The sequence below is a fragment of the Corallococcus exercitus genome (assembly GCF_003611585.1).
GTDB lineage: Bacteria > Myxococcota > Myxococcia > Myxococcales > Myxococcaceae > Corallococcus > Corallococcus exercitus.
The window spans coordinates 1-25,324 of the sequence record NZ_RAVW01000099.1 but is presented as its reverse complement, the minus strand read 5'-3'; the positions used below and the strand labels follow the sequence as shown (position 1 = coordinate 25,324).

General features: G+C 70.7%; 16 protein-coding genes and 1 pseudogene. 5 read left to right on the top strand and 12 right to left on the bottom strand.

Going from position 1 to position 25,324, the window contains the following annotated elements:
• From D7W79_RS46440 to xdhC, 5 genes and pseudogenes are all read right to left on the bottom strand, one after another.
• A pseudogene (locus tag D7W79_RS46440) lies at positions 1-901 on the bottom strand (hypothetical protein); the annotation flags it as partial.
• A gap of 30 nt (positions 902-931) precedes the next feature.
• Positions 932-2,080: a methanobactin export MATE transporter MbnM gene (locus D7W79_RS14820; protein ID WP_120526032.1), complete on the bottom strand. Its 1,149-nt coding sequence runs from the start codon at positions 2,078-2,080 to the stop codon at positions 932-934.
• Positions 2,081-2,095: 15 nt separating this feature from the next.
• A complete protein-coding gene (locus D7W79_RS14815) occupies positions 2,096-2,968 on the bottom strand; it encodes an MbnP family copper-binding protein (protein WP_120526031.1) in 873 nt (290 codons plus the stop codon).
• Between the two features lie 84 nt (positions 2,969-3,052).
• Positions 3,053-6,886, bottom strand: coding sequence for a xanthine dehydrogenase molybdopterin binding subunit (xdhB, locus tag D7W79_RS14810; RefSeq protein ID WP_120526030.1), 3,834 nt, complete (start codon positions 6,884-6,886; stop codon positions 3,053-3,055).
• Entirely contained in the window at positions 6,883-7,713 is an 831-nt protein-coding gene (gene xdhC, locus D7W79_RS14805; protein WP_120526029.1) for a xanthine dehydrogenase accessory protein XdhC, read from the bottom strand. The genes xdhB and xdhC overlap by 4 nt, the downstream gene beginning before the upstream one ends.
• Positions 7,714-7,868: 155 nt before the next feature.
• Between xdhC and D7W79_RS14800 the strand changes: the two genes are divergently transcribed.
• Positions 7,869-8,312, top strand: coding sequence for a DUF2383 domain-containing protein (locus D7W79_RS14800; protein ID WP_120526028.1), 444 nt, complete (start codon positions 7,869-7,871; stop codon positions 8,310-8,312).
• 166 nt (positions 8,313-8,478) lie between these two features.
• Positions 8,479-9,312, top strand: a complete 834-nt coding sequence (locus D7W79_RS14795) for a hypothetical protein (RefSeq protein WP_120526027.1) — start codon at positions 8,479-8,481, stop codon at positions 9,310-9,312.
• 25 nt (positions 9,313-9,337) lie between these two features.
• Here D7W79_RS14795 and D7W79_RS14790 read toward each other — a convergent pair whose 3' ends face one another.
• The 3 genes from D7W79_RS14790 to D7W79_RS14780 all read right to left on the bottom strand — a co-directional run bounded on the left by D7W79_RS14790 (position 9,338) and on the right by D7W79_RS14780 (position 13,024).
• Positions 9,338-10,432, bottom strand: a complete 1,095-nt coding sequence (locus D7W79_RS14790) for a hypothetical protein (protein ID WP_120526026.1) — start codon at positions 10,430-10,432, stop codon at positions 9,338-9,340.
• A gap of 11 nt (positions 10,433-10,443) precedes the next feature.
• Complete coding sequence (locus D7W79_RS14785) at positions 10,444-11,001, bottom strand: DUF2378 family protein (RefSeq protein ID WP_120526025.1); 558 nt, start codon at positions 10,999-11,001, stop codon at positions 10,444-10,446.
• A gap of 133 nt (positions 11,002-11,134) precedes the next feature.
• The gene (locus D7W79_RS14780; protein ID WP_120526024.1) at positions 11,135-13,024 is read right to left on the bottom strand and encodes a M4 family metallopeptidase; all 1,890 of its coding nucleotides are present in this window, start codon (positions 13,022-13,024) and stop codon (positions 11,135-11,137) included.
• Between the two features lie 259 nt (positions 13,025-13,283).
• Here D7W79_RS14780 and purL point away from each other — a divergent pair, with 259 nt between their 5' ends.
• Positions 13,284-17,180, top strand: coding sequence for a phosphoribosylformylglycinamidine synthase (gene purL, locus D7W79_RS14775; protein WP_120526023.1), 3,897 nt, complete (start codon positions 13,284-13,286; stop codon positions 17,178-17,180).
• Positions 17,181-17,213: 33 nt separating this feature from the next.
• Here purL and D7W79_RS14770 read toward each other — a convergent pair whose 3' ends face one another.
• Complete coding sequence (locus D7W79_RS14770) at positions 17,214-19,097, bottom strand: glycoside hydrolase family 18 protein (RefSeq protein WP_120526022.1); 1,884 nt, start codon at positions 19,095-19,097, stop codon at positions 17,214-17,216.
• Positions 19,098-19,416: 319 nt separating this feature from the next.
• On the opposite strand from D7W79_RS14770, the gene D7W79_RS14765 reads away from it, so the two are divergent.
• Positions 19,417-20,811, top strand: coding sequence for a FadR/GntR family transcriptional regulator (locus D7W79_RS14765; RefSeq protein ID WP_244221779.1), 1,395 nt, complete (start codon positions 19,417-19,419; stop codon positions 20,809-20,811).
• Between the two features lie 76 nt (positions 20,812-20,887).
• On the opposite strand, the gene msrB is transcribed toward D7W79_RS14765, so the two are convergent.
• Positions 20,888-21,310, bottom strand: a complete 423-nt coding sequence (msrB, locus tag D7W79_RS14760) for a peptide-methionine (R)-S-oxide reductase MsrB (protein ID WP_120526020.1) — start codon at positions 21,308-21,310, stop codon at positions 20,888-20,890.
• 217 nt (positions 21,311-21,527) lie between these two features.
• Between msrB and D7W79_RS14755 the strand changes: the two genes are divergently transcribed.
• On the top strand, positions 21,528-21,947 hold the full coding sequence (locus D7W79_RS14755; protein ID WP_120526019.1) for a CBS domain-containing protein: 420 nt from the start codon (positions 21,528-21,530) through the stop codon (positions 21,945-21,947).
• A gap of 70 nt (positions 21,948-22,017) precedes the next feature.
• Here D7W79_RS14755 and thrS read toward each other — a convergent pair whose 3' ends face one another.
• The gene (gene thrS, locus D7W79_RS14750; RefSeq protein WP_120526018.1) at positions 22,018-23,220 is read right to left on the bottom strand and encodes a threonine--tRNA ligase; all 1,203 of its coding nucleotides are present in this window, start codon (positions 23,218-23,220) and stop codon (positions 22,018-22,020) included.
• 257 nt (positions 23,221-23,477) lie between these two features.
• The gene (locus D7W79_RS14745; protein ID WP_120526017.1) at positions 23,478-25,280 is read right to left on the bottom strand and encodes an OPT/YSL family transporter; all 1,803 of its coding nucleotides are present in this window, start codon (positions 25,278-25,280) and stop codon (positions 23,478-23,480) included.
• Between the last annotated feature and the right edge of the window lie 44 nt (positions 25,281-25,324).

Genomic DNA, 25,324 nt, shown 5'->3' with positions numbered 1-25,324 from the left:
GAGCCTTATCGTCGGCAGCGTCAGCAGTGTATAAGAGACAGTAGGCGTTGAGCTCGGCGATGCGCTGCTGGCGTTCGCTCAGGGGGGCGTCGTCGGCGAGGTGTGAGAGCAGCGCGGCGACATCTGGAGCGAAGCGGGGTTCGACACGTGCGAGGGTCGCGCTTCGTTCGCGGAGGGTGGCCAGCACGGTGTCGAAGTCCAGGTCGGGCCGGAGGTGGACCCAGGCGCGGGCCTGGGCGACGCGGGCGGCCTCGCTCGCGAAGTCCGCGGCGGTGGGCCAGGTGACGAGGAGGATGGAGCCGTCGGGCAGCTCTTCGACGCGGTGGGCGGGCGTGGTGCGCATGCGCTCGCGGCCGACGGACTCCACGAGCTTCGGGCCGAAAAGGTTAAGCCAATACACCGCGTAGATCTGGTCGAACCCGTTCTCTTGAGCGAGCCGTTCCTCTCTTCCGTAAAAGGGGGCTCCCGACAATTCGTCATCCGCCATGCTGTGGGCGGAGGCGTAGGACAACACCGGATACCGGATGGCCCAGGCACGAACCATCTCCACGAATGCTTGGCAGCGGGCTTCGTCCGCGAAGTGGTCGAGCGCTTTCACGTTGAGCCACACCTCCAACGATGGAGGCTGAGGCGGAAACCAGAGCAGGAGTGTCATGTCCAGGTCGGGCTTCGTGGTGCGATAGAGCCCGACGGAGGTCATGCACTCATCACGTGACTCGGCCAGTGCCTTCACTACGGCAGCGCGCGTGTAACGACGACGCCGTTTCCCCTTGGTGATGTCCGGCATCCATTCATCCGCGCCTGACTCAAGCGCGTCGAAGAAAGGTGTCAGCTCCCTCAAGGGATCCGCGAGGGCGTTGAGGCTCCCTTTGAACGAGAGGCGGAACTGGTCATCTGTCATTGGAGTTGAACCTCCACGCCCGCGACCTTCTCAGGGCGTCGTGGCGGGATCCGCGAAGCGCGGGTCGTTCAGGAACGCGGTGTCCGTGAGCGACTCCAGGAACGCGATGACGTCCGCCTTCTCGTCGGGCGTCAGCTCGAAGCCGCGCACGAAGGGGCTCTGCAGGGGACTGGCCTGTCCTCCGTTCTCCGCCCTCGCGCGGCCTCCCGCCGCGTAGTGGTCCAGCACGTCGGAGAGCGTCGCCACGCTGCCGTCGTGCATGTACGGCGCGGTGACGGCCACGTTGCGCAGGGACGGCGCTCGGAAGCGCCCCATGTCCTCTGGCCGGCCCGTGATTTCAAGGAGGCCTGGATCCGCGGCGGGATACGCACCCTGACCGTCCTCGTTGTAGAGGCCCGTGTTGTGGAACGGGAGGATGGGCTCCGGCGTCTGCTCGTGCACCGTCGCATCCTGGAAGTTGAAGCCGGAGTGGCAGTGGTCGCACTCCAGACGCTCGGACAGGAACAGCTGCAAGCCCCGCTTCGCCGAGGGACTCAGCGCGTCCACCTCCTTGCCGTACAGATAGCGGTCATACGGCGACGTGCCGGAGAGGAGGGAACGCTCGAAGGCGGAGAGGGCCCGCGTCAGCGTGGCCAGCGACACCGGCGTGGCCTCACCCGGGAACGCCTCCGCGAAGCGGGCCGTCAGGTCCGTGTCCGCGCGCAGCCGCTCCAGCAACACCTCCTGTTGATCCGCGAACCCCAGTTCCACCGGCTCGCGCCCGAACAGCGGCACCAGCGCCTGGGCCTCCAGCGTGGTGAGCGCGGAGTTGGACCAGGTGAGGCTGGTCGCGTACGCCACGTTCGCCAGCCCCTGCCCGTTGCGCCGGTGCGACTGTCCCGTGCTGCCCACCGCGTGCACCCGCCCGTCCGTGAAGGCCCGGGCCTGCTCGTGGCAGGAACCGCAGGACTGCGTGCCATTCAGCGACAGGCGCTTGTCATAGAAGAGGCGCCGGCCCAACTGGACCTTGGCCTCCGACATGGGGTTGTCCTGCGGCACGCGCGGCGTGGGGAAGCCCGCCGGCAGCTTCCAGTCGTAGGGCGCGGGCTCCTCGGCGGGGCCCGAGGGATCCGCGCAGCCCGTGGCCAGCAGCACCACCGTCGCGAGCGCCTTCCACGCCTGTCTCTGTCGTCGTGCCACGGTGGACCTCCTCTCCTACTCGGCCCGGATGAAGGCCTGCGCGGCCGGGTTCGCCGCCTGGCCGTCGTAGGGCAGCCCCAGGCGCTCGAAGATGGGCGCGCAGTCCGCGTCGTTGGGGAACGACATGCACCCCACGGCCGTGTTGGGACCGCTGAGGTTCTGGTCCAGGTTGGAGCCCGCGAAGAGCGCGCCCAGGTCCATCACCACTTTGTTCTTCGTGACGTCGAAGCCGTCCAATCGGAACTCCGGACGGTTGTTGTTCTCGCACCCGGCGGTGCCCTGCGTCTGGCCCGCGGGCGGCGGCGCACAGGACGTGCTGCCCAGGTGCATGACGTGCTGGGGGAGGCCTTGCGTGCGGCCTTCGATGCGCGTGAAGAGGAAGCCGCTCTGCCAGTTCCAGTGCAGGCCCATGTCCCCCAAGGGCTCGCCGAGCGTCGTGGGGTCGCCGTGGTTCAGCTCCTCCGGCACGCCCAGCTTGAAGCGCAGGCCCGTGTAGGTGCCCTCCGGCGCCGCGCCTTTGATGGATGCGTTCATGCCCGCGGTGCCCTGCGTGCACAGGCCGTCCTTGTTCGCGAAGTCCAGCAGCACCACGCCCGAGTGCTGCCACGTGCCGTCCTCGGTCAGCGTCACGGGGACCTCCTCCCCGTCCCGAGTCACCAGCCGCACGTCGTGCACGTACACGCGGAAGTCCATGGGCTCGTAGGTCGTCCCCGTCGTCCCGACGTTCGTGTACGTCTTCCCGCACGCGAAGGCCTCGTTCCCCACGCGGGCGGCGACGGGGATGTCCACCGCCATCGTGAAGGGCGGGTCGATGTCCTTCTTCCCGCAGCCGAGCGCGCCCACGAGGGCCAGCGGCAGGAGGAGGCGGGGGCGGAGCAGGGAGCGCATGGGGGTCATCCTTGGAAGGTGCCCCCGTCTAACGCACCGGCCGCGCGGGCATGCCGTGGCATGTTGCCGCACCCGGCTCCCGCCTCACGCCACCTCGCGCGTTTCGTCTGGAACTGGAAGCCCGGCTCCCCGCGCCTTGCGCTGCTGGATGGCGAGGAAGAGGGCCTCGTGCGTGGCGGGCGAGGGCAGCCCCACGTCACCGCCCGGGCTTCCGAAGGCGGCCACCGCGTCGCGCAGCGCCTCCCGCACGGACAGGGCCAGCATCAGCGGCGGCTCGCCCACGGCCTTGCTGCCGTGGATGACGCCCTTCTGCTCCGCGCGCTCCATGAACGCCACGCGCAGGTCGATGGGCGCGTCGCTGAAGGCGGGCACCGCGTAGGTGCTGGCGGAGTGCGTGAGCAGCCGCCCGCTCGCGTCCCACTTCAGCTCCTCCCCGGTGAGCCACCCCATGCCCTGCACGAAGCCGCCCTCCACCTGACCCCGGTCCACGCCGGGGTTGAGCGAGTCGCCCACGTCCTCCAGCAGGTCCGAGCGCAGCACGCGCTTCATGCCCGTGTCGCCGTCCACCTCCACCTCGCTCACCGCCGCGCCGTAGGCGAAGTAGAGGAACGGCTTGCCGCGGCCCAGGCTCCGGTCGTAGCCGATGCCCGGCGTGCGGTAGTAGCCGGTGACGGACAACCCCACGCGGTCGCGGTAGGCCTCCTCCACCACGGTCGCGAAGGGCAGCCCCTGGTCCGGCCGCGACGCCGCCGCGATGCGCCCGTCCTCGAAGACCAGCGCGTCCGGCGACACCGCCTGTCCGTGCAGCTGCACCAGCATGCGCGCGGCCACCGGGGCCAGCCGCTCGCGCACCTGGATGCACGCTTCGCGCACCGCCGCGCCGTTGAGGTCCGAGCCGCTGGAGGCCGCCGTCGCGGACGTGTTGGGCACCTTGTCCGTCGCCGTCTGCGCCACGCGCACCATTTCAGCCGGCAGGCCCAGTTCGCGCATGGCCACGCCTTGAATCTTGGTGTGCAGGCCCTGGCCCATCTCCGTGCCGCCGTGCGACAGCAGCACGGAGCCGTCGCGGTACACGTGCACCAGCGCGCCCGCCTGGTTGAGGAACGTCGCGGTGAAGGAGATGCCGAACTTCATCGGCGTGATGGCGAGCCCGCGCTTGATGCGGGGGCTGGACGCGTTGAAGGCGTCCACCTGCGCGCGGCGCTTCGCGAAGTCGGACGACTCCAGCAGGTCGTTCCACAGCTTGGGCAGCCGGTTGTCCTCCAGCTCCTGGCCGTAGTGCGTGGTGTTGGTGTCGCCCACGCCGTCGTAGAGGTTGCGCTGGCGCACGGCCTCCGGGGCCAGGCCCAGGGTGCTCGCGATGCGGGCCAGGATGTCCTCCATCACCAGCATGCCCTGTGGCCCGCCGAAGCCGCGGAAGGCGGTGTTGGAGACCAGGTGCGTCTTCGCCACGCGGCCCGTGTAGCGCACCGAGGGCACGTAGTAGCCGTTGTCCAGGTGGAAGAGGGCGCGGTCGGTGATGGACTCGGACAGGTCCAGGGACCAGCCGCCGTTGGACGTGAGGTCCGCCTTGAGCGCGAGCAGCCGGCCCGTGGCGTCGAAGCCTACCTCCCAGGCCGCGTGGAACGGGTGGCGCTTGCCGGTGACGACCATGTCCACGTCCCGGTCCAGCATCCACTTCACCGGCCGGCCCGTGTGCACCGCCGCCAGCGCCACCAGCGCGGCGGGTGCGTTGCCTTGCGTCTCCTTGCCGCCGAAGCCGCCGCCCATGCGGGGCGCCTTCACCACCACGCGGCTGCGCGGCACGTGCAGCACGTGCGAGATGATGGCCTGCACCTCCGACGGGTGCTGCGTGGAGGACGTCACCGTGACGTCGCCGTCCTCGCCCACCTCCGCGAAGGCCGCGTGCGTCTCCAGGTAGAAGTGCTCCTGGCCGCCCATCGTCAGCACCCCGGCCAGCCGGTTCGGGCTGGAGGCGAGCGCGCTGTCCACGTCGCCCCGGCGGATGACGTGCGGGTCGGTGTGGAAGCTGCCCTGCTGGAGGGCTTCGTCCAGCGTGAGCACCGCGGGCAGGGGCTCGTAGTCCACCACCACCTGGCGGGCGCCCTCGCGGCAGGCCTCGGGCGTCTCGCCGACGACGAGCGCCACCACCTGCGCGTGGAAGAGGACCTCGTCCTTCGCGAGCAGCGGCTCGTCGTGGCGGATGGGGCCCGTGTCGTTCATGCCCGGGATGTCCTCCGCGAGCAGCACCTTCACCACTCCGGGCACCTTCAGCGCGGCGCTGGCGTCGCGGCGGAGGATGCGCGCGTGCGCGTGCGGCGACAGCACCGGCCACACCGTCAGCATGGGGCGGCGCTGCGCGAGGTCGTCCACGTACTGCGCGCTGCCCGTCACGTGGCCCAGCGCGCTCTCATGGCGCAGTTCGCGGCCCGCGTCAGCCGTGGCGGCAGGAGCACCCAGGGCGAAGCGGGGGCGGCCGTCCAGCACGGGGCTGCGCGCGCCGGACGCGAACTTCTCCAGCAGCGACACCACCAGCCCGCGCCGGTAGTCCGCGCTGCCGCGCAGGTCGGTGAGCGGCGTGAACTCGCGCTCCAGCGTGGCGCGCACGCGGGCCACGGCCTCCGCGTTCCACGGGTGGCCCAGGAGCAGGGCTTCCGTCTGCTTCGCGCGCGCCGGAGTGGCCGCGACACCGCCGTAGCCCAGCCGCGCGGTGCGCACGAGCCCCAGCGCGTCCGTCTCGATGCAGAAGCCCGCCGCGACGATGCTGATGTCCAGCTCGCGGCGCTTGGACACCTTGAAGCTGTCCGAGTGGCGCGTGAGGCCGCTGTCCTTCGCCGGGGCGTGGGGGATGACGACGAAGCGGACGACCTCGTCCGGCTGGAGCGCCGTCTTGCGGTACGCGAGGAAGAAGTCCGACAGCGCCACGATCCGCTCGCCACGCACGGACGCGAGCACCAGCCGCGCGTCCAGCGCGAGCAGCACCGGCGCCGTGTCCCCGATGGGCGACGCCGTCACCAGGTTGCCCGCGAGCGTGGCGCGGTGGCGGATCTGCCGCGAGGCGAAGACGTTGAGCATCTTCGCCAGCTCTGGCACCTCGTGGCCCAGCGCGTCCTCCACGTCCACCAGCGACGCGGCGCCGCCCACGTACCAGCCGTCCTCCTCGCGGCGGATGGCGCGCAGGGACTCCACGCCCTCCGTGGAGATGAGGAACGGATAGCGGAGGGACTTCTTGGTGATGTCCACGCCCAGCTCCGTGGCGCCGGCCACGAGCATCGCCTCCGGGTGCAGGGCGCGCAGCGCGAGCAGGTCCTCCCAGGTGGTGGGGCGCAGGAACAGGCCGTCGCGCGCCTCGTAGCGCAGGGGCGGCGTGGGGGAGGGCGGCCCTTCCAGCGAGACACCAGGGATGCCGGGGCCTCCACCCTTCGCGTCGCGGGTGGCGAGCGCGTCCATCATCGCGTCGCGGATGGGGCGGTAGCCGGTGCAGCGGCAGATGTTGCCGCAGAGCTGATCCGCCACGGCCTCCGGCGAGCCCGCGTCCTTGCGGCAGTACGCCTCCACCATGGAGACGACGAAGCCCGGCGTGCAGAAGCCGCACTGCGAGCCGTAGTGCTTCACCATCGCCTGCTGCACGGGGTGGGGCGCGGCGCGGCTGCCCACGCCCTCCACGGTGACGAGCTCGCGCCCGGCCACCATGGGGAGCAGCGCGATGCAGCTGTTGAACGCGCGCAGGGTCTTCTGGCCGTTCACGTCCCGGTCCACCATCGCCACGGTGCACGCGCCGCAGTCGCCCTCGGCGCAGCCCTGCTTCGTGCCCGTCAGCCCGCGCGCGCGCAGGTGGTCCAGCAGGGTGGTGTTGGACGACGCGTCGTCGACCTGGACGGTCTGTCCGTTGAGCCGGAACTCGAAGGGGGTGCTCATTCCCCGGAGGATAGCAGGGGCGCGGGCGGCGGCTGAGCGCCTGCCTCCTGGGTCAGTCCCGGGGCCAGCCCATGGTGGAGCTGGAGCAGCCCGGCGGCGATGCTGACGGCCACCTCCTGCGGTGACTTTCCGCCGATGGGCAGCCCCATGGGGCACTGGACGCGGCCCACCTGCCCGGCGGGCACCCCCTTCGCCTCCAGCCGCTGCCGGAAGCGGGCCCACTTCGTGTCGCTGCCGATGAGGCCGATGTAGCGGGCCGGCTTCTGGATGGCGAAGGCGATGATGTCCTGGTCCACGTCGTGCCGGTGCGTCATCACCGCCACGTAGGTGCGCGCTTCATCCCAGACCGCGCGCGACGCGAAGTCGTCCCAGGGCTCCTCGTGGCGGACCACGCCAGCGGGCACCTGCGGGGACTGGACCCACTCGGCGCGCTCGTCCACCAGGTGCACGCGGAACGGGGTGCCCTCCAGGATGCGGCACAGCGCCTGGCCCACGTGGCCGGCGCCGAAGAGGTACAGCTGGGGCCCGTGGTTGACGGGCTCGACGAAGACGTCCACGACCCCTCCACAGCACTGGCCCAGCTTCGCGCCCAACGGATGGCGGAACGTGCGCGCCTCGCCCCTGGCCAGACAGGCGCGGGCATCCTGAAGCACGAGCTGCTCCAGGTGGCCGCCGCCAATGGTGCCGTGGAAGGTGCCGTCCGCGCGCACCAGCAGCTTCGCGCCGGGGGACGCGGGCGTGCTGCCCTTGCACTCCGTCACCGTCACGACGGCGAACGGCGTCTCCTCCCGTGCCCACTCCGCCAGCTGGTGAACCCAGTTCCACATGCCGCGGGTGAGTCTGCCACGGCCGCCGTCGCGGCGGCGCCGTTCCGGACGCCTGCCGACCGGGCGAGCAGAGGGGCCCTCATTGCCGGGCCGGGAAGGCACACCACCTTTTGCGCCAGACGATTTCAACCCATCCGAATCAAGGAGATGCCGTCATGGCCAATGCCGCCGCCGAACTCGAGACGCTGAACTCCTTCCTGCGGGGTGAGATCTCCGCCGTGGAGACCTACCGGCTCGCGTCGAAGCACATCGAGACCGAGGTCGCCCGGACGGAGGTGGAGGCCTGCCTCCATGACCACGAGAAGCGCGTCGAGGCGCTCACGGAGCGCATCGAGAAGCTGGGTGGGAAGCCCGCGCAGGGCTCCGGCCCGTGGGGCCTCTTCGCCAAGGCCGTCCAGGCTGGCGCGGACCTGCTGGGGGAGAAGCGGGCCATCGACGCGCTGGAGGAGGGCGAGGACCACGGCCTGAAGGACTACACGCGGGATGTGGACAAGCTTCACGGCGAGGCGCGCACCTTCGTGCGTCAGCAGCTGCTGCCCTCGCAGAAGCAGACGCACGCGCGGCTCAGTGCACTGAAGAAGAATCCGACCCTGCACTGAGCGTCCTGGTTGCGCAGTGCCGGACATCGCAAGGCGCCCATCCTGGCTTCAGGGAGGGGCGCCTTGTGGTGCATCGCACGTCCCCGCATCCAGGTCTGGAGGCGACAGGTGGCGTGCGATATTCGGAAGGACGGAGCTTCCGCCGGCGAAGGAGGATGAAGCGCGCATGGTGCGTGAGCACACGGCGCCGGGGCCGCACGGGCCCGGCACCGACAGCGAGGACGTGGAGACACCGTCTCCGCGTACGACCGGCGCGCGCGCCGAGGCCCCCGGCCTGCCCTCCATCCCCTCCCCGACGACCGCCGACACCAGCTACGCCGCGGGCGCCCTGGGCACCGGCCTGGAGGTCCTCTTCACCACCTCCGAGCGCGCCCTCCAGTGGGCCTGGCGCGTGCTCCAGCTGGCGCGCGGCGTCGTGGATGCCTCGCCGAAGGGCGACGCCTTCGTCCGCGAGGCCCGCGCGTGCGTGGTGGACTTCCTGGACCACATCCCGCCGCACGTGCGCCGCAGCGTGGAGGAGGTGCTCGTCTTCTGCAATCTCTGGCAGGCCGTGGGCGTGCGCCTGCGCCGCCGGGGTGACTTCCCCATGGGCGACGACGTGGCGTGGCGCCAGCTCTGCGAGGACGTGGAGCTGCTGCAGCGCGCCGCCCAGGCCCGGCTGGGCACCGCCGCCGCGCTGGAGCACGGCCTGCTCAAGGACCTGGGCCACCTGCGCGCGCTGGCCCTGTCCTGCGGCGACAGCGCCAACGAGGTCACGGTGGGCATGGAGGTCTTCACCCGCTGCATCGCGGAGCTGATGGCCGTGGCCAGCGCGGTGCGCCGCGCGTGGGAGGCCGCCGCCGGGGAGCTGGCCGAGTCCTCCGCATGGCTGCGCGCGGGCGACCCGGCCTTCAGTGCGTGGCTGGCGGAGCACCTGGTCGCCGCCGAGCCCGCGTGGGAGCGCACCCAGAAGATCGCCCGCTGGCTGCGCGACGTGGGCGCCTTCGCGGGCCAGCTCTGACTTGCGTCCGGCGCCGGGCCCGCGCTCAGGGCTCGATGAGGATGCGGTGCCGGTGCAGCTCCAGGAGGATGTCCGGATCCAGGTCCGCCTGCTTGTGGTCGCGCAGGTGCTGGCGCACGGCCTCCACGGGCTTCTGGCCGGTGAACTCCACCAGCAGCGCATACGCCTCACCGGGCAGCGCCACCGCGTCGTATTCGCTGTACGAGCCCAGCGCGACGCTGCCGTCCGGCAGCCACTTCACCGTCGCGTCCGGGTTGAAGCGCAGCACGCGCGGCAGCGTGGGCGCCGTGGCCTGGGAGTGCAGCTTCTCCAGCACCTTCTGCTCGATGATGCCGTCCAGCCCCAGCAGCCGCTCCAGCCCGTCGCGGGACACGGCGCGCACGGCGTCGTAGCAGGCGCGGTAGAAGTCCTTCTCCATCCCGGCGTACCCCTTCCAGAGCGCGGCGTACGCCTTGGGCGGGGGCGCCGCGTCGTCCAGGTCCTCCACGGACAGGGGCGCGGTGGCCACCTCCGCCTTGTCGCGCCCGTCCAGGAGGAACTCCGGCATGAGCTGCAGCAGCGCGTGGCGCGACAGCTGGAACTCCGCCAGCGTCAGGTACGTCTTGAGCGACATCCAGAAGCGCTGGCCGTCCCGCCCCGCCACGTACTTGCAGAAGAACGTGGAGCAGACCGACTCGCGATACGCCCAGATGGTGCAGCCGCCGGACTCCAGCGCGTAGTACGGGCAGCGCAGTGACGACGCCCGGCCGAAGAACTGGTGCGCGTTCTTGTACAGGTGGTTGAACTTCGCCGGCGGCTTCACCCACTGGGGGCTCACGCCGATGCGGCTCTCAATCTTCGCCTCGATGCGCCGGCGCCCCTCCGCCATCTGGGGCGAGTCATCCGACAGCAGCGCGCCCACGAGGTAGTTGGGCAGCCGCGGGTAGTACGTGCAGCACTTGGTGTCCGGCCGGAACAGGTGCTCCGCTCCGTCCACGGACTCCACCGTGGCCTGCGCGGAGGCGCGGCTCATGGCGCAGTTGGAGCAGGTGGCCTTCGTTTCCGTGGGCGCCTCCTTGCGGAAGAAGGCCGGGAGGAGGTCCTGGTAGAGGGCGGGCAGCGTCGAGAGGATGGAAGACATGGGAGCCGGTGTCAGGAGGCGCGGTCGGCCCAGTCCAGGTGGTAGGTGGCGGACTCGGGCGAGTGGCGGGTGCGGTTCAGGGTGAACTTCTGCACTCCCACGCGCAACATCCCTTCTTCCAGCACGCCGTCCACGAAGCCCTCCAGCGCCTGCGGCTCGTTGAACCAGAGGTCCGCCTGGGACGGGCCCAGCACGGTGAGGCGCGTCTCCGTGTAGTTGTTGCCGCTGCGGAAGTTGTGCTGCATCCGCTCGAGCGAGCGCATGGGGCCCACCACGCGGGCCAGCGTGAGGACGGCGCCGCCCACCAGCGTCTGCGCGTAGCCCTCCACCATGCGCCGGCCCAGCATGCGCCGGCCGTCCTCCACGGGACGGTCCGGGTGGAGCGTTCGGGCCGTGTCCTCCAGGCACTCCACCCAGACGGCCAGCGGGTACGCGGCGAGCAGCGGGGCGTGGAGGTTGAGGCCGCGCGCGCGCAGCCGGTCCAGCAGCTCCGGCGTCAGGGACGGCGCCAGCACCTTGCGATACAGGCTGTCCACGCTGCTGCTGAAGATGACGCGCTCGTCCCTCATGGCCCTCTGCCTTGCCGGGGGCCCGAAGCGGCCCCGGGCGCGCATTCTTCGCCCAGGGCCCCGAAGGAGACCAGCCCCCAGGTGCCCACCCTCACCGCGCGTGCGCGCGACGGAGGGCAGGCAGCCAGGTGCGTCAGTAGTGCACGGACAGGCTCACGCCGCTGTAGGCGCTGAAGCCCTGGAGCATGATCCACTGACGGCCGGCGGTGGACTGCGCCGCCAGGTTGCACGTCTCGTTGTTGCCTCCCAGGTAGGGACGGCAGTTGTAGGTCGTCGTGGTGGGCGCCGCGCCGAAGCGCGTGTAGAGGTCCACGTCCCCGGTGCCGCTGGAGATGGACACCGTGGAGGCGGTGCTCGCGGGCACGTCGAAGCAGTAGTACTGCTTCGACGAAGCCGCGCCGGAGAGCAGGGACACCGTGGTGTTGTTGGGCAGCAGCGTGCAGGTGGGCGGCGGAGTCACCACGCCCACGCCCACCGCGTCCCACGCCGCGTCCACCGCGTTCTGGATGGCGGTGCTGTAGCCCAGGTTCACCGCCGCCTGCCGTGTCGCCGTCTTCGCCGCGGCGAGGGTGGTGGTGGCGGTGAAGAGGTTGGCGTTGGCGTAATAGAAGATGCGGGCCGCGGCCTGCACGCCGATGGCCGGCACGTTCACGGTCGTCTTGCCGCGCGGGTGCACGCCGCCGGTGGACAGCAGCTTGAACGCCAGGTTGGGCACGCCGGAGCCGTAGTGGACGTCCGTGGCGCTGTTCACATCCGGGGCGTAATCCAGCGAGGCGCCATCCAGCGCGGGGTCGTTCATGTAGCGCAGGGCATCCCCGGGCGTGCTCGGCGTCCAGACCGTCTCACCCATCTGCCAGACGGACGCGGCGGTGCTCCAGGTGCCGGTGGCCCAGCTGGTACAGGTGGCGGCGAAGATGTCCGACAGGGACTCGTTCAGCGCGCCGGACTGGCCGCTGTAGACGAGGTCGGACGTGCTGTCCGTGACAGCGTGCGTGTACTCGTGCACGACGATGTCCGGGTCCCCGCACGGCGGCCCGAACTGGGGCAGGCTGCCGTCGCCGCACACCAGCTTCGCGCCGTCGAAGTACGCGTTCGGGAAGTTGGTGCCGTAGTGCACCTGCGCCAGCAGCTGGCCTCCCGTGCCGTTGTACGAGTCGCGGCCGAAGTTCTGCTGGAAGCAGTCGTAGAAGAGGCCCAGGTTGTCGTACGTCTTGTCGATGCCCGTGTCGCCCGTGGGCAGCTGGCCCTCCAGCCGGCACCAGCCATTGGACGTGCCACCCACCGAACAGACCTTGCGATTGCGCGCGGTGTGGATTTCCGGCGTGCGCAGCACCTCCTGGCCGTCCGCCGCGCTCACGTAGACGCGGTCGCGCAGCGGCAGGCCGTCCTCGTGCTGGCCGGACACCACCACCTCGAAGGCGCGGACCAGGGCCGCTTCCGGGGCCGGGCGGACGAACACCTCACGGACCGACTCCGCGATGCCGCCGGAGGACGCCGCCAGCGCCGCCTCGCTCGCGGCCTCCGGGCTGATGCGCGCGGGGGCCGGCAGGGGCTCGCCGTCGCGCGCGGTGCTGTTCACCGCGTACACCTGGCCCTGCGCGGCCACGTGGACGACGAGCTCCTCGTTCACCACCGGCAGGCCGGCCTTGGTCTGCGCGTAGCGCAGGTGCGTGTGACCCAGTTCGTCCCGCTGGATGCGCTGGGGCACCACGTCCTTTGCCGTCAGCCGGAAGGCGGGCAGCACGCGCAGCAGGGTGGGCTCCAGCAGCGCGTGCGCCTGCCAGGCGCTGGCACCCGGGATGGGACGGCCCGCCGTGCCCAGGGCACCCCGGATGAACTGGGGGACGCCATCCTCGTGGACCCCCGTCACCTCCGCCCCGGGCAGCGCGCCCAGCGCCGCCTGCAGGTCGCCCATGCGGGCCTCCGCTGGAGATGAAGGCGCCTCGGCGTCGGGACCTCCCGCGCCACAGGCGGACAGCGTGAACGTCAGGCCGGCGAGGAGCCAGCGTGTCTTGCGCGTCATGGAGATGCCCCCAGTGTGACAAAACGAGAATTTGAAGCCTGGCGAGCAAAGCATGGAGCACTGACTGCCAGGTGAATTCCTGGAGGACTGGGAGTGTTGGGAGGAAGGCCGGGGACGGAGGAGGGCACACGTCGGCGGCGGTTCACCCACCTGGGTGCTGTGCGGGCGTCCGGGCATGAACTCCGGGCGTTGTGACGCGGGGCGCGGTGATAAGGACGGCCCCGCTGTTACCTCCCGTCACCCGTTCGCAAGGACCTTCATGCTCACGCTGCGCGGGGCTCCGGCCCTCTCCGAATTCAGGCTCGCCAAGCTGCTCGTCCGTTGCCGGGAGCGGGTGCCTACGGTGGCCACCCTCTACTCGGAGTTCGTGCACTTCGCGGACACGTCGGCGCCGCTGACCGAGGACGAGGCGCAGCGGCTGGGGCGCCTGCTGGAGTACGGCCCGCACACGGCGAAGCGCGAGCGCACCGGCACGCTGCTGCTGGTCGTGCCGCGCCCGGGCACGGTGTCGCCCTGGGCCTCCAAGGCGACGGACATCGCGCACCACTGCGGCCTCACGCAGGTGCGCCGCATGGAGCGCGGCATCGCGTTCTTCCTCACCGGCCCCGGCGGCCGGCCGCTGGACGCGAACGAGGCGGAAGGGGTGCAGGCGGTGCTGCACGACCGCATGACGCAGGCGGTGCTGCCCCGGCTGGAGGACGCGGAGGTCCTCTTCCGCACGGACGCGCCCCGGCCGCTCACGCGCGTGGACGTGCTGGGCGGCGGCCGCGCGGCCCTGGTGCGGGCCAACGGCGAGCTGGGCCTGGCGCTGGCGGAGGACGAAATCGACTACCTGGTGGAGCGCTTCACGGAGCTCAAGCGCAATCCCACCGACGTCGAGTTGATGATGTTCGCGCAGGCCAACAGCGAGCACTGCCGCCATAAAATCTTCAACGCGTCGTGGACGGTGGATGGCAAGCCTCGCGAGCGCTCGCTGTTCCAGGCCATCAAGAACACCTTCGCCCAGAGCCCGGGCGGCGTGCTGTCCGCGTACAAGGACAACGCCGCCGTCATCGAGGGCTTCGAGGTGGAGCGCTTCTTCCCGCAGGGCGAGGCGCGCGAGTGGGGCACCGTGCGCGAGCCGGCCCACATCATGATGAAGGTGGAGACGCACAACCATCCCACCGCCATCTCCCCGTACCCGGGCGCCGCCACGGGCGCGGGCGGTGAGATTCGCGACGAGGGCGCCACCGGGCGCGGCGCGAAGCCGAAGGCGGGGCTCACGGGCTTCTCCGTCAGCCACCTGCGCCTGCCGGACTTCGCGCGGCCGTGGGAGGCGCCCTACGGCAAGCCGGACCGCATCGTGTCCGCGCTGGACATCATGGTGGACGGCCCGCTGGGCGGCGCGGCGTTCAACAACGAGTTCGGCCGGCCCAACCTCACCGGCTACTTCCGCAGCTTCGAGCAGCAGGTGCGCACGCCGGAGGGCGTGGAGGTGCGCGGCTACCACAAGCCCATCATGCTGGCGGGCGGCCTGGGCAACATCCGCGCGGACCACGTGAAGAAGGCGCCGCTGCGCGCGGGCGACAAGCTCATCGTGCTGGGCGGCCCGGCGATGCTCATTGGCCTGGGCGGCGGCGCGGCGTCGTCCATGGCGCAGGGCGCGAGCGCGGCGGACCTCGACTTCGCCTCCGTGCAGCGTGACAACGCGGAGATGGAGCGCCGCTGCCAGGAGGTCATCGACCAGTGCTGGATGCTGGGAGACAAGAACCCCGTGCGCTCCATCCACGACGTGGGCGCGGGCGGCCTGTCCAACGCGCTGCCGGAATTGGCGCACGACAACGGGCTGGGCGGCCGGCTGGAACTGCGCGAGGTGCCCAACGACGAGCCGGGCATGGCTCCGGTGGAGATCTGGTGCAACGAGGCGCAGGAGCGCTACGTGCTGGGCGTGGCACCAGAGGACCTGCCGCGCTTCGCCGCCCTGTGCGAGCGCGAGCGCGCCCCCTTCGCCGTCCTGGGCGAGGCCACCGCGGAGCAGGTGCTCACGCTGACCGACAGGACGCTGGGGGACACCCCCATCGCGCTGCCCATGGACGTCCTCTTCGGCAAGGCGCCGCGCATGCACCGCGAGGGCGTGTCGCGCCCGCTGAAGCACGCGCCGCTGAGCGTGCCTTCCGACTTGAAGGCCGTGGCGCACGCGGTGCTGTCGCACCCGACGGTGGCGGACAAGTCGTTCCTCATCACCATTGGCGACCGCTCCGTGGGCGGCCACACCGCAAGGGATCAGATGGTGGGCCCGTGGCAGGTGCCGGTGGCGGACTGCGCGGTGACGCTGTCCTCGCTGATGTCCGACACGGGCGAGGCCATGGCGCTGGGCGAGCGCACGCCGGTGGCGCTGGTGGACGCGGCCGCTTCCGCGCGGATGGCGGTGGGCGAGGCGCTCACCAACCTGGCGGCGGCGCGCATCGCGAAGCTGTCGGACGTGAAGCTGTCCGCCAACTGGATGGCGGCGGCGGGCAGCCCCGGCGAGGACGCGAACCTCTACGCGGCCGTGCACGCGGTGGGCATGGAGCTGTGCCCCGCGCTGGGCATCGCCATCCCGGTGGGCAAGGACTCCATGTCCATGCGCACGCAGTGGCAGGAGGACGGCCAGAAGAAGTCGGTGACGGCGCCCCTGTCGCTCATCATCACCGCGTTCGCGCCGGTGCTGGACGCGCGCGTCACGCTGACGCCGCAGCCGGTGGACGTGGCGGGGGACACGCGCCTCTTGCTACTGGACGTGGCGAAGGGCCGGCAGCGGCTGGCGGCTTCCGTGCTGGCGCAGGTGCAGCAGCAAGTGGGCCCGGAGTGCCCGGACGTGGACGACCCGGCGGCGCTGAAGGGCTTCTTCATCGCGGTGCAGGAACTCCACGCGGCGGGCGTGCTGCTCGCGTACCACGACCGCTCCGACGGCGGCCTCTGGGCCACGCTCGCGGAGATGGCCTTCGCGGGCCACTGCGGCCTGGACGTGGACCTGTCGCCGCTGGGCGGTGACGCCGTGGCGGCCCTCTTCAACGAGGAGCTGGGCGCGGTGGTGCAGGTGCGCGCGGCCGACGTGGCGCGCGTGCGGGAAGTCCTCACCCGCCACGGTCTGGGCGCGCACGTCCACGAGCTGGGGCGGCCCACGCCCGCGCAGGTGGTGCGCGTGCGGCACGGCGCGCGGGAGCTGCTCGCGGAAGAGACGGTGGCGCTCAAGCGCACCTGGTCGCGCGTGAGCTACGAAATCCAGAAGCTGCGCGACAACCCCACCTGCGCGGAGGAGGAGTACGCCGCGAAGTGCGATGCGCAGGACCCGGGCCTGTCGCCGGTGCTCACGTTCGACCCGAAGGTGGACGTGGCGGCGCCGTACATCGCGAAGGGGGCCCGGCCTCGCGTGGCGGTGCTGCGCGAGCAGGGCGTCAACAGCCAGCAGGAGATGGCGGCGGCATTCACGCGCGCGGGCTTCACCGCGGTGGACGTGCACATGAGCGACCTGCTGTCGGGCCGCGTGTCGCTGAAGGACTTCCACGGCGTGATGGCGTGCGGCGGCTTCAGCTACGGCGACGTGCTGGGCGCGGGCGGCGGATGGGCCAAGTCCATCCTCTTCAACCCGCGCACGCGTGACGCCTTCTCGGAGTTCTTCGCGCGGCCGGACAGCTTCGGGCTGGGCGCGTGCAACGGCTGCCAGATGTTCGCGCAGCTGCGCGAGCTCATCCCCGGCGCGGACGGGTGGCCGCGCTTCGTGCGCAACGCGTCCGAGCAGTTCGAGGCCCGCTTGGGCACCGTGGAGATCTCCCCGTCGCCGTCCCTCTTCTACAAGGGCATGGAGGGCAGCCGCATGCTCATCGTCGTGTCGCACGGCGAGGGACGGGCGGAGTTCGCCAACGCGGAGGCCGCCGCGCGCTTCAACGCCTCCGGGCTGGTGACGACGCGCTGGGTGGACAACCGGGGGCAGGTGGCGGCGAAGTACCCGGCCAATCCCAACGGCTCGCCGCACGGCATCGCGGGGCTCACCACGAAGGACGGGCGCTTCACCATCACCATGCCGCACCCGGAGCGCGTGCACCGCACCGTGCAGCACTCCTGGCATCCGGCGGAGTGGGGCGAGGACGGCCCCTGGATGCGCATGTTCCGCAACGCGCGCGTCACCCTGGGCTGACGCGGATGCGGCGGAGCGGGGCCTTCCTTCCTGCTACGGGAGGAAGGCCGCCTTCACCGCGTCCAGCAGCGGGTTGGCACCCGTCTCCGGGTCGATGCACCCCTGGTTGAGCGTCCAGAGGATGGTGCCGCCGTAGCCCTCCTGCTTCACGAAGGCGGCCTTTGCGGCGATGGCCTGCGGGCTGTCGTAGGAGATCCACGTCACCGTGCCGTCCTCCACGAGCTTGTCCGGAGCGAACGTCACGTAGCTGGCCTGGGCCTTCTCGTCCCACTGGTACTTCCCCTGCTTCGAATAGCGGAGGATCTTCTTGTAGGTGAACGAGTTGTCCCCGCCCACGTAGTCAGACCAGTTCGTGAAGGGCTGGTACGGGCCGGTGATGTGGCGCCACGCGAGGCCATAGAAGGGGATGCCAATGCCCAGCTTCGCCTTGGGGATGCCCGCCTTCACCCACAGCTCCAGGCTGGACGCGATGGACGTGGGGTGCAGCCCCTGTTCGCCCCTGAGGGCGGACGTGTGCCAGGACTTCCAACCGTCCCACGCGCCAATCATCTCGTAGGACATCATGTTCATCTGGTCGAAGTACGTCGCCAGATCCGCGAACCATGGGTCGGCGTCGTTCGGGAAGTTGGTGTTGATCCAGTGGAGGGGGAAGGTGAGGAGCATCTTCGGCCGCGCCTCGCGCAGGGCCTTCACCAGGGCCAGCAGCTTGGGCTGGTCCTCCTTCTCCACGGGCTCCCAGTCCAGGTCGAGCCCGTCGTAGCCGAAGTCATCCATCGCCTTGAGCAGCGAGCGGACGAACTTCGCGCGGTTCGCGTCGGACGCCGCGCCCACCCAGCCGTCGTGCTCACCGGATCCGCCCACCATGATGAGCGCCTTTCGGCCCGCGGCGTGCGCGCGCTTCGACAGCGTGCGGGCGATCTCCGGCCCTCGGTCGTTGTCGAACTTGGTGCTCAGCGTGCCGTCCGCCTTCGGCGTGACACGGCCTACGAGGATGTGCGTGAGCGCGCTGAAGTCCACCTTCTCCGGCGGGTACTCATCCGCGTTCCAGCCCGTGTAGTAGCCCGACACCCACTTGCCGCCCTGTCCCGGGCGCCCGCTCGCGACCGGGGCTGCACCCACCACCACACTGGCCACGGCGAGCTGGCTCGGGTCCGCCTTGCTCCGGGCCATCACCCGGTACGTGCCCGGCTTGCGGGGCGCGGTGTAGACGCCAGTGGCACTGATGGTGCCCCGCTCGTTTCCGGGCTCCACGCTCCAGGCCACCGCCGGGTCTTTGCTATTCGTCACGGTGGCGCGGAAGGCATGCGTCGCGCCCGGAGTCAGGAAGACCGCGGGCGTGTCCAGCGTGAGGCTCACCAACCGGGGGCCCTGCTCGATGCCGATGTCGTCGAAGAAGATCGGCGGCAGCGTCCTGCCGCCGTCCTCCTGGAGCCACAGGCCGGTGATGCGCGTGCGGCCTTCGGGCAGCAGCTTCGCCAGCGGTACGCGGCACGTCGTCCACTTGCTGGCTGGGATGGTGCCGCCCGCGCAGGTGGGGCCCAGGGGCACGCCCACGGGCTGCTCGGACCCGATGACGACACGCGCGCGCACCGCCGCGTTCGCGCCGTCCTTCCCGCCGTGCACCTTCAGCACCAGCGTGTCCTCCGGTGACACATCGAAGCCCGGGTGGCCGAAGTATAGCGCCTCCCACGGCCCCAGCGTCACGGAGATGGCATGGCCGCCCGAAGCCCCTGGAACGGTGGCGCTCATCACATGCGCGCCAGCCCACGTCAGGTCCTCCCAGGGCGAGGCCAGCCGGTCCTGGTAGAGCCACGTTACCGGGGGCGGCGCGGCCTTCGGGGGCGGCGCCCCCTGGGAAACACCGCCCAACAAGAGTGCGGTGAGCAGTACCCGGAGTCCGGCCGGAGGTCGTCGCATGGTCCCCATCCTCACAGAGGAGGGGGAGACGCGTCCTGCATCAAGAAGCCGGGTGGGGCGCCAGGGGTTCGTCAATCAGCCCCGCGACCCGGGATTCTCCGTGACGCCACTCGCCTTGGCGGAACGCAGCGACGGGCCACGGGGGGCTGGAATGGACATGCAGGTGGAACCATGGACAGCGTCCCTCTGCCGGGAGCGACGTCGCCCAACTGGTCCAACTGTCGGACCAGTTCGCGCCGCCCGTCGCCGGAGAGAGCGCTGGCCCGGCGAGTGCCGAGGACGGTGGGCCCCTGCGTCCATGTCAGACCCCTCTGGTTGGATGGGCGAAGCATTGGCGAGAAGGGCGGCGGAGATGGTGCGGGTGGGGCTCGTGGCGTACGTGGAGGAGCAGCTTGAGCGGGACATTTCGCTGGGGCGGCTGCCGAGGAACGGGCGGTTGGCCTCGGAGCGGATGATGGCTCGCTGGTATGGGGTGAGCCGGGGCACGGTGCGTGAGGCCTTGCGGCGGCTGGCGGCGCGGGGCCTGGTGGTGCAGCGCTCTGGGCGACAGGCGCGAGCAGTGGCTCTGGACGAATCGCTGACGCTGGAGAACCTGGGCCTGGCGCTGCATGACGAGCGCTCCGAGGCGTGCAGGCGGCTTCTGGAGGGCTTCTTCAGCCTCAGGCGGCAGGTGCTGGTGGAGCTCCTGGCCGACTGCTGCGCGAATGCCTCCGTCATGGAAATGGGGCCGCTGGAGGACATCTGCTTCCAGCTCTGGGACGAGGCCCGCTGGAATCCTGGGGAGCGTTGCGCGCAGTTGGAATTCGAGTTGCTGCGGCAGGCGGCCCAGACGGTTGCACGGCCCGGGCACCTGCTCCTCATCCAATCGCTTCAGCGGGCCTTCCGGGGCATTTCGGCCCGGCTGCTGCCTTTCATGGGCGGTGAGTCGCTGCGCCAGTGGGCCATCTGCGCGCAGAATGCCCTGCAAGAGCGCGACGTGCAGGCACTCCAGCATCAGCTGCCGGCACTGCTGAAGGCCTGTGATGAGCGGGTGCTCGACCAATTCGCGCCACGTCCTCAGGAGCATGTGTCTCCCGAGGCGCCTCACGCTCAGGAGTGCCTCCTCGGCGCCCCCTCCTCAGCCACCGTGTCGGGCAATGCCTCCGAGGCAGGTCCCTGTATTGAGACGGGTGACCCAGGCGACTCCGCGTCGGTCTCCGGGCAGGACGATGCGCCCGAGGCACTTCCCTGCGTTGAGTCGCGTGGCCTCTGCGACCTCGTAGCCGCCACCGCGCAGGACGATGCTCGAGAGGCACTTTCTTGCGTTGAGGAGCGTGGACTCGGCCGTGTCGCGCCAGCTGCCGAGGAGACCAGTGAGCTCGGAATTGCCCCGGGTCCTCATGGGCAGGCCCTTCCCAGGGAGTCGGACATCGAGGTGCCGAGATGCCCAGCTACTCCGGGGGCCGTCTCCTGCGAGCCCGGTGGAGCAAGCGCTGGGGGAGACGTGACGGGCGCCACCTTGGGCACCGTGTCCGACTGTCGGACACGGTGGGACGCTCCGTCTCCGGACGGTGGCCTCCAGTTTGAGGTCCCACCCACCGGCTCCCGCGGACACACCCGCGGGGCGGTGTGCAAGGAGGGCGGACCGCTTCACGGCGCTCAGCGCCCGCTGGGCAGGTGGGCAGCGCGCCTGTGGCGCTTCATTGCCCATTCCCTTGGACTTCCTGCTTCGTGAGCGCCGGTTGAGTTCGCACGCCTCTGCCCAGCCGGGCTTCGGCGCCGGATGGGGCGCCGAACTTCTTGCGACCTGCTCAGGCCCGGACCAGCTCGATGGGGCTTCCTTCGGGGACGTGCTTCATTGCCACGGAGTTCATGCAGTAGCGCAGCCCCGTGGGCGGCGGGCCGTCCGGGAACACGTGGCCCAGGTGGCCGTCGCAGCGCGCGCAGCGGACTTCGGTGCGGATCATCCCGTGCGATACGTCGCGGATCTCCGTCACGGAGTCCTCCGACAGCGTCTGGGTGAAGGACGGCCAGCCGGTGCCGGACTCGAACTTCGTGCCGGACTTGAACAGCGGGTTGTTGCAGCCCGCGCAAACATAGGTGCCCGGTGTCTTGGTGCCGAGGAAACAGCCTGACCCCGGGTACTCGGTGCCGTGCTGGCGCAGCACCTGGAACTCCTCGGGGGTGAGGCGCTTGCGCCACTCTTCGTTGGAAAGGTTGAGCTTGTCCGCCATGGGTCCTCCTCCACGTTTCGGGCCCTGAAGCCCGGAGCACGGCCTTGGATGCACCGCCGGCCATTCCGTCGCACCCTACACCAGGGAGGCAGGCAGGGGCCTGCTCACCGGGAGACACACCTCGCGTCCCAGCGGGCCTCCACGCGTGCGGCGAAGGGAGCGGTCCACCAGTTGTACTTCCTCGGGGCGTCACGCCCGCCCACCAGGAGGCATGTCGATGCGGATTTCGGAACTGATGACCCGGGACGTGAAGACCATCGACGCGGACGAATGTCTGCGCTCCGCCACCGAACGGCTGGAAGCCTCGAGTCTGGGGGCCTTGCCCGTCACGGATCACGGCCGGCTGGTGGGCCTGCTCACAGACTCGGAACTCTCCCTGTGCTCCACCGTTCACGGTCATGACCCCGACATCACCACCGTACGCGAGGCGATGTCCGCGCCGCTCGTCACCTGTCCGGAGGACGCGCCCCTGGAGGCCGGAGAGCGCCTGATGGAAGAGCACCACGTGAGCCGCCTGGTCGTCGTGGACGCCGAACATCACGCCGTCGGTCTCCTGCGCCTGGACGACGTTGCCTCCGAGCCGCTCACGCTGCTGCGGCCCGGTGAGCCGCTGGAACACCTGAGCCTCTATTCCTGAAACTCCAGAGGGCCCGGCGCTCCCTTCGCGAGGGAAGGAAACGCCGGGTCGTTGCCTCTCGTCCTGACGCTCAGCCCGCCACGGCCGGCTGGCACGCGGCGGACAGCCACGCCACGGCGTCATCCCACGGCAGGTCTCGCTGCGAGCCATCGCGCTGGCGCAGGCGGACGCCCTTCGACTCCACCTCGCGGCCTCCCACCACCGCGAGGAACGGCACGCCGTCCTCGTGCGAGCCCAGGACCTTCTTGGATAGCGACTCGTCCCGCACGTCCGCTCGCGCGCGGCAGCCGGCCAGCCGCAGCCGCGCCGCCAGCGCCTCCGCGTAGTCGGCGGCCCCCGCGCCCACGGAGGCCACCACCACCTGCTCCGGTGCGAGCCACGCGGGCAGCGCGCCCCCGTGGTGCTCCAGCAGCATGCCGATGAAGCGCTCCAGGCTGCCGAACAGCGCCCGGTGAAGCATCACCGGGCGCAGGCGCTCTCCGGACGCGCCGACGTAGTGCAGGTCGAAGCGCTCCGGCAGCACCAGGTCCAACTGGATCGTCCCGCACTGCCACGCGCGGCCCAGCCGGTCCTTCAGCACGAACTCCAGCTTGGGCCCGTAGAAGGCGCCCTGGCCGGGCTGGTCCTCGAACTGGAGGCCCGCCTGCTTCGCCGCGGACTGGAGCCATGCCTCCGCCTGGTCCCACAGCGCGTCACTGCCGGCGCGCATCGCCGGACGGCTGGAGAAGGCCACCTGCACGTCGTCGAAGCCGAAGCCCGCGTAGAACGCCTTGAGCGAGCGCACGAAGCGGACCACCTCCGCCTCCACCTGCTCCGCCGCGCAGAAGATGTGGCCGTCGTCCTGCGTGAACTGGCGCAGGCGGAACAGCCCGTGCAGTGCGCCGCTGGGCTCGCTGCGGTGCACCAGCCCGAACTCCCCCAGGCGCAGGGGCAGGTCGCGGTGGCTGGGCGCCATGCGCTGCACCAGCTGGATGTGGCCGGGGCAGCTCACCGGCTTGAGCGCCAGGTGCCGGTCGCCTTCCGGGAGGCAGAACATGTTCTCGCGGAAGTTCTCCCAGTGGCCGCTCTGCTCCCACAGTGGCTGGGAGCACAGCTGCGGCGTACGGACTTCGCGGTAGCCCTCCTCGCGCATGCGCAGGCGGACGTGGTCTTCCAGGAGCCGGTACAGCATCAGTCCGCGCGGGTGCCAGAACACCATGCCCGGGGCCTCCTCCTGCAGGTGGAAGAGGTCCAGGCGCTGGCCCAGCGCGCGGTGGTCGTGTTCATCAAGCATTGTCGTCTCCGTGTGTCGGTCGGGATGAAGCAGCCGGGGCCGGACACGGGGCGTGTGAGGTTGCACGGTCGCCCCGGCCGGAACTCGGCGGGGCGGGAAACCGTGCGCTCGTCAGGCCACCGACACGCGCACAGAACCCACGCCCGCCGAAGCGGTGGTGGTGGTCTGGGTCGCGGTGGTGTTGATGACGAGGCTCACGGGACAACAAGTGCTCCCGAGCGCACGGAAAGTCAAGCCGTGCGCCGGGACACGGTGCATCAGCCCAACAGGGCCAGCAGGCCGGCGAGGCCGACGAAGAGGTAGAAGAGCGACTCGCCCGCGATGAGGCCGCCGCCCACCAGGGACATGGTGCTCATGTCCTCCGGCAGCACCGCCTCTCCGGGCGCGGGTTCGCGCTTGAAGCGCTTGGAGACGGTGTTGAAGACGGACGTGAGGATGCCGCCCATGCCGAACCAGATGGCCGCGGGCAGCGCGATGAAGCCGCCGAACGCGTACGCGTAGGGGCTGGCCAGCACCAGCGAGTCCATCGTCCAGCCCACGCCGAACCCCGTGCGCGACCCCTGCACGAAGCGCAGGTATGCCGGATGCCGGCGGACCCCCTTGCGGATGACCTCCAGCGTGAAGCCGATGGACAGGCCCACGAGCAGCGCCGTCACCTTGTGCGCCGACAGCGTGCCCAGGTCGCGGATGGCGCCCACGAACTTGTACGTCATCGCGGAACTCCACTGGGCCACCTTCACGTCCGGGTGGTCCAGCTGGTTGACGGACAGCACGGGGTAGGCGCCCATGAACACCCGCGCCAGCACCACGCACAGCACCGCGCCCATGAAGATGCCCAGCACCTGGTAGCGGAACTGCACCACGCGGTTGGTGCCCAGGCGCCACCCGGTGGAGCGGTCCTGCTGCATGTCGCAGCCCACCGACGTGGAGATGAGCAGGATGGAGGACGCCATCAGGCCCACCAGCGGATCCTTCAGGCCCAGCAGCGACATCAGCAGCACCGACATCACGAAGGCGCTGGAGATGGGGTTGTTGTCGCTGATGCCGTAGGCAATGCCGTTGATGAGCACGAACAGGAGCGACAGCGCGAGCCCGAAGAGGATGAAGCCCGCGGGCTGGTGCAGCACCTGCGTGGCCACCACGACGACGGCAGCGCCCCAGCCCACCACCCAGGCGATGAGCCGGGGCACGTTGACCTTCTTCCACGCGGGCTCGGTGTCCGCCGGGGCCTGCGCGCGGCCCCGGATGCGGTCCACCGCCTGCACCGCGAGCACCGCCAGGTCCACCAGCGCCGCGCCACAGATCATCGCCAGCGACACCAGGAAGCCGATCTTCCGGTAGGGGTCATTGGGGCCCAGCCACCCGATGTCGCGCAGGTGCGGCGTGATGGCGTAGCCGATGAGGCCCATGATCATGGCGGGCACGGTGATGCGGCTGCCCACCACCATGCCGGCGCCCACCGTGGAGCTGCTTACGCTCAGCGCGGCGATGGCGGCCACCTTCTCCGTGAGCCACGCGGCCAGGATGCCCAGGCCGGTGCCGCCGCCCAGCTTCGCGATGGAGGCCTTGAGCAGGCGCTTGTCGGTGAGCGCGCGCAGGATGTTGGCCACCGCGTAGCCGGACGGGTAGTCCAGCTGGAGCTTGTCCACGAGCAACGGCGTGTAGAGCATGCCCACGCCCACGCCGAACATGCCCACGCAGCCCACGAAGAGCATCAGCTGCCACGCGGGCGGCTGGGGCATGCCCAGCCACACCATGGACTGGATGAGCACGGACATGGCGCACAGCGAGGCCACCGACGCGGCCATCGTCTGCATGTAGTTGGCGCCGTGCTTGCCCTCCGCGCCGTAGCCGTAGGTGACGACGCTGCCGAGGATGCCGGAGAGCACCTGGCTGGCGACGAAGAAGCCCAGGCTGAAGTTCATGTACGACGCGGCCACGCCGCCCAGCGGGCCCAGGAAGAGGATGGCCACCGACGCGAGCAGCAGGTGGTACTTCCACGTGCCCACCGCGGGCAGGAAGCGGAAGCGCGGCGCGACGGCGTCGGGCACGGAGGACAGGGGGGCGGAAGGCTCCGGCGCTGTCTCTTCTACACATCTCCGCG

Coding starts and splice junctions, on each gene's coding strand:
- D7W79_RS14785 (WP_120526025.1), bottom strand. CDS start 11,001: ATGAGGGACGAGCGCGTCATCTTCAGCAGCAGCGTGGACAGCCTGTAT.
- xdhC (WP_120526029.1), bottom strand. CDS start 7,713: ATGTGGAACTGGGTTCACCAGCTGGCGGAGTGGGCACGGGAGGAGACG.
- D7W79_RS14790 (WP_120526026.1), bottom strand. CDS start 10,432: ATGTCTTCCATCCTCTCGACGCTGCCCGCCCTCTACCAGGACCTCCTC.
- msrB (WP_120526020.1), bottom strand. CDS start 21,310: ATGGCGGACAAGCTCAACCTTTCCAACGAAGAGTGGCGCAAGCGCCTC.
- D7W79_RS14755 (WP_120526019.1), top strand. CDS start 21,528: ATGCGGATTTCGGAACTGATGACCCGGGACGTGAAGACCATCGACGCG.
- purL (WP_120526023.1), top strand. CDS start 13,284: ATGCTCACGCTGCGCGGGGCTCCGGCCCTCTCCGAATTCAGGCTCGCC.
- D7W79_RS14800 (WP_120526028.1), top strand. CDS start 7,869: ATGGCCAATGCCGCCGCCGAACTCGAGACGCTGAACTCCTTCCTGCGG.
- D7W79_RS14770 (WP_120526022.1), bottom strand. CDS start 19,097: ATGCGACGACCTCCGGCCGGACTCCGGGTACTGCTCACCGCACTCTTG.
- thrS (WP_120526018.1), bottom strand. CDS start 23,220: ATGCTTGATGAACACGACCACCGCGCGCTGGGCCAGCGCCTGGACCTC.
- xdhB (WP_120526030.1), bottom strand. CDS start 6,886: ATGAGCACCCCCTTCGAGTTCCGGCTCAACGGACAGACCGTCCAGGTC.
- D7W79_RS14765 (WP_244221779.1), top strand. CDS start 19,417: ATGGGCGAAGCATTGGCGAGAAGGGCGGCGGAGATGGTGCGGGTGGGG.
- D7W79_RS14795 (WP_120526027.1), top strand. CDS start 8,479: ATGGTGCGTGAGCACACGGCGCCGGGGCCGCACGGGCCCGGCACCGAC.
- D7W79_RS14815 (WP_120526031.1), bottom strand. CDS start 2,968: ATGCGCTCCCTGCTCCGCCCCCGCCTCCTCCTGCCGCTGGCCCTCGTG.
- D7W79_RS14780 (WP_120526024.1), bottom strand. CDS start 13,024: ATGACGCGCAAGACACGCTGGCTCCTCGCCGGCCTGACGTTCACGCTG.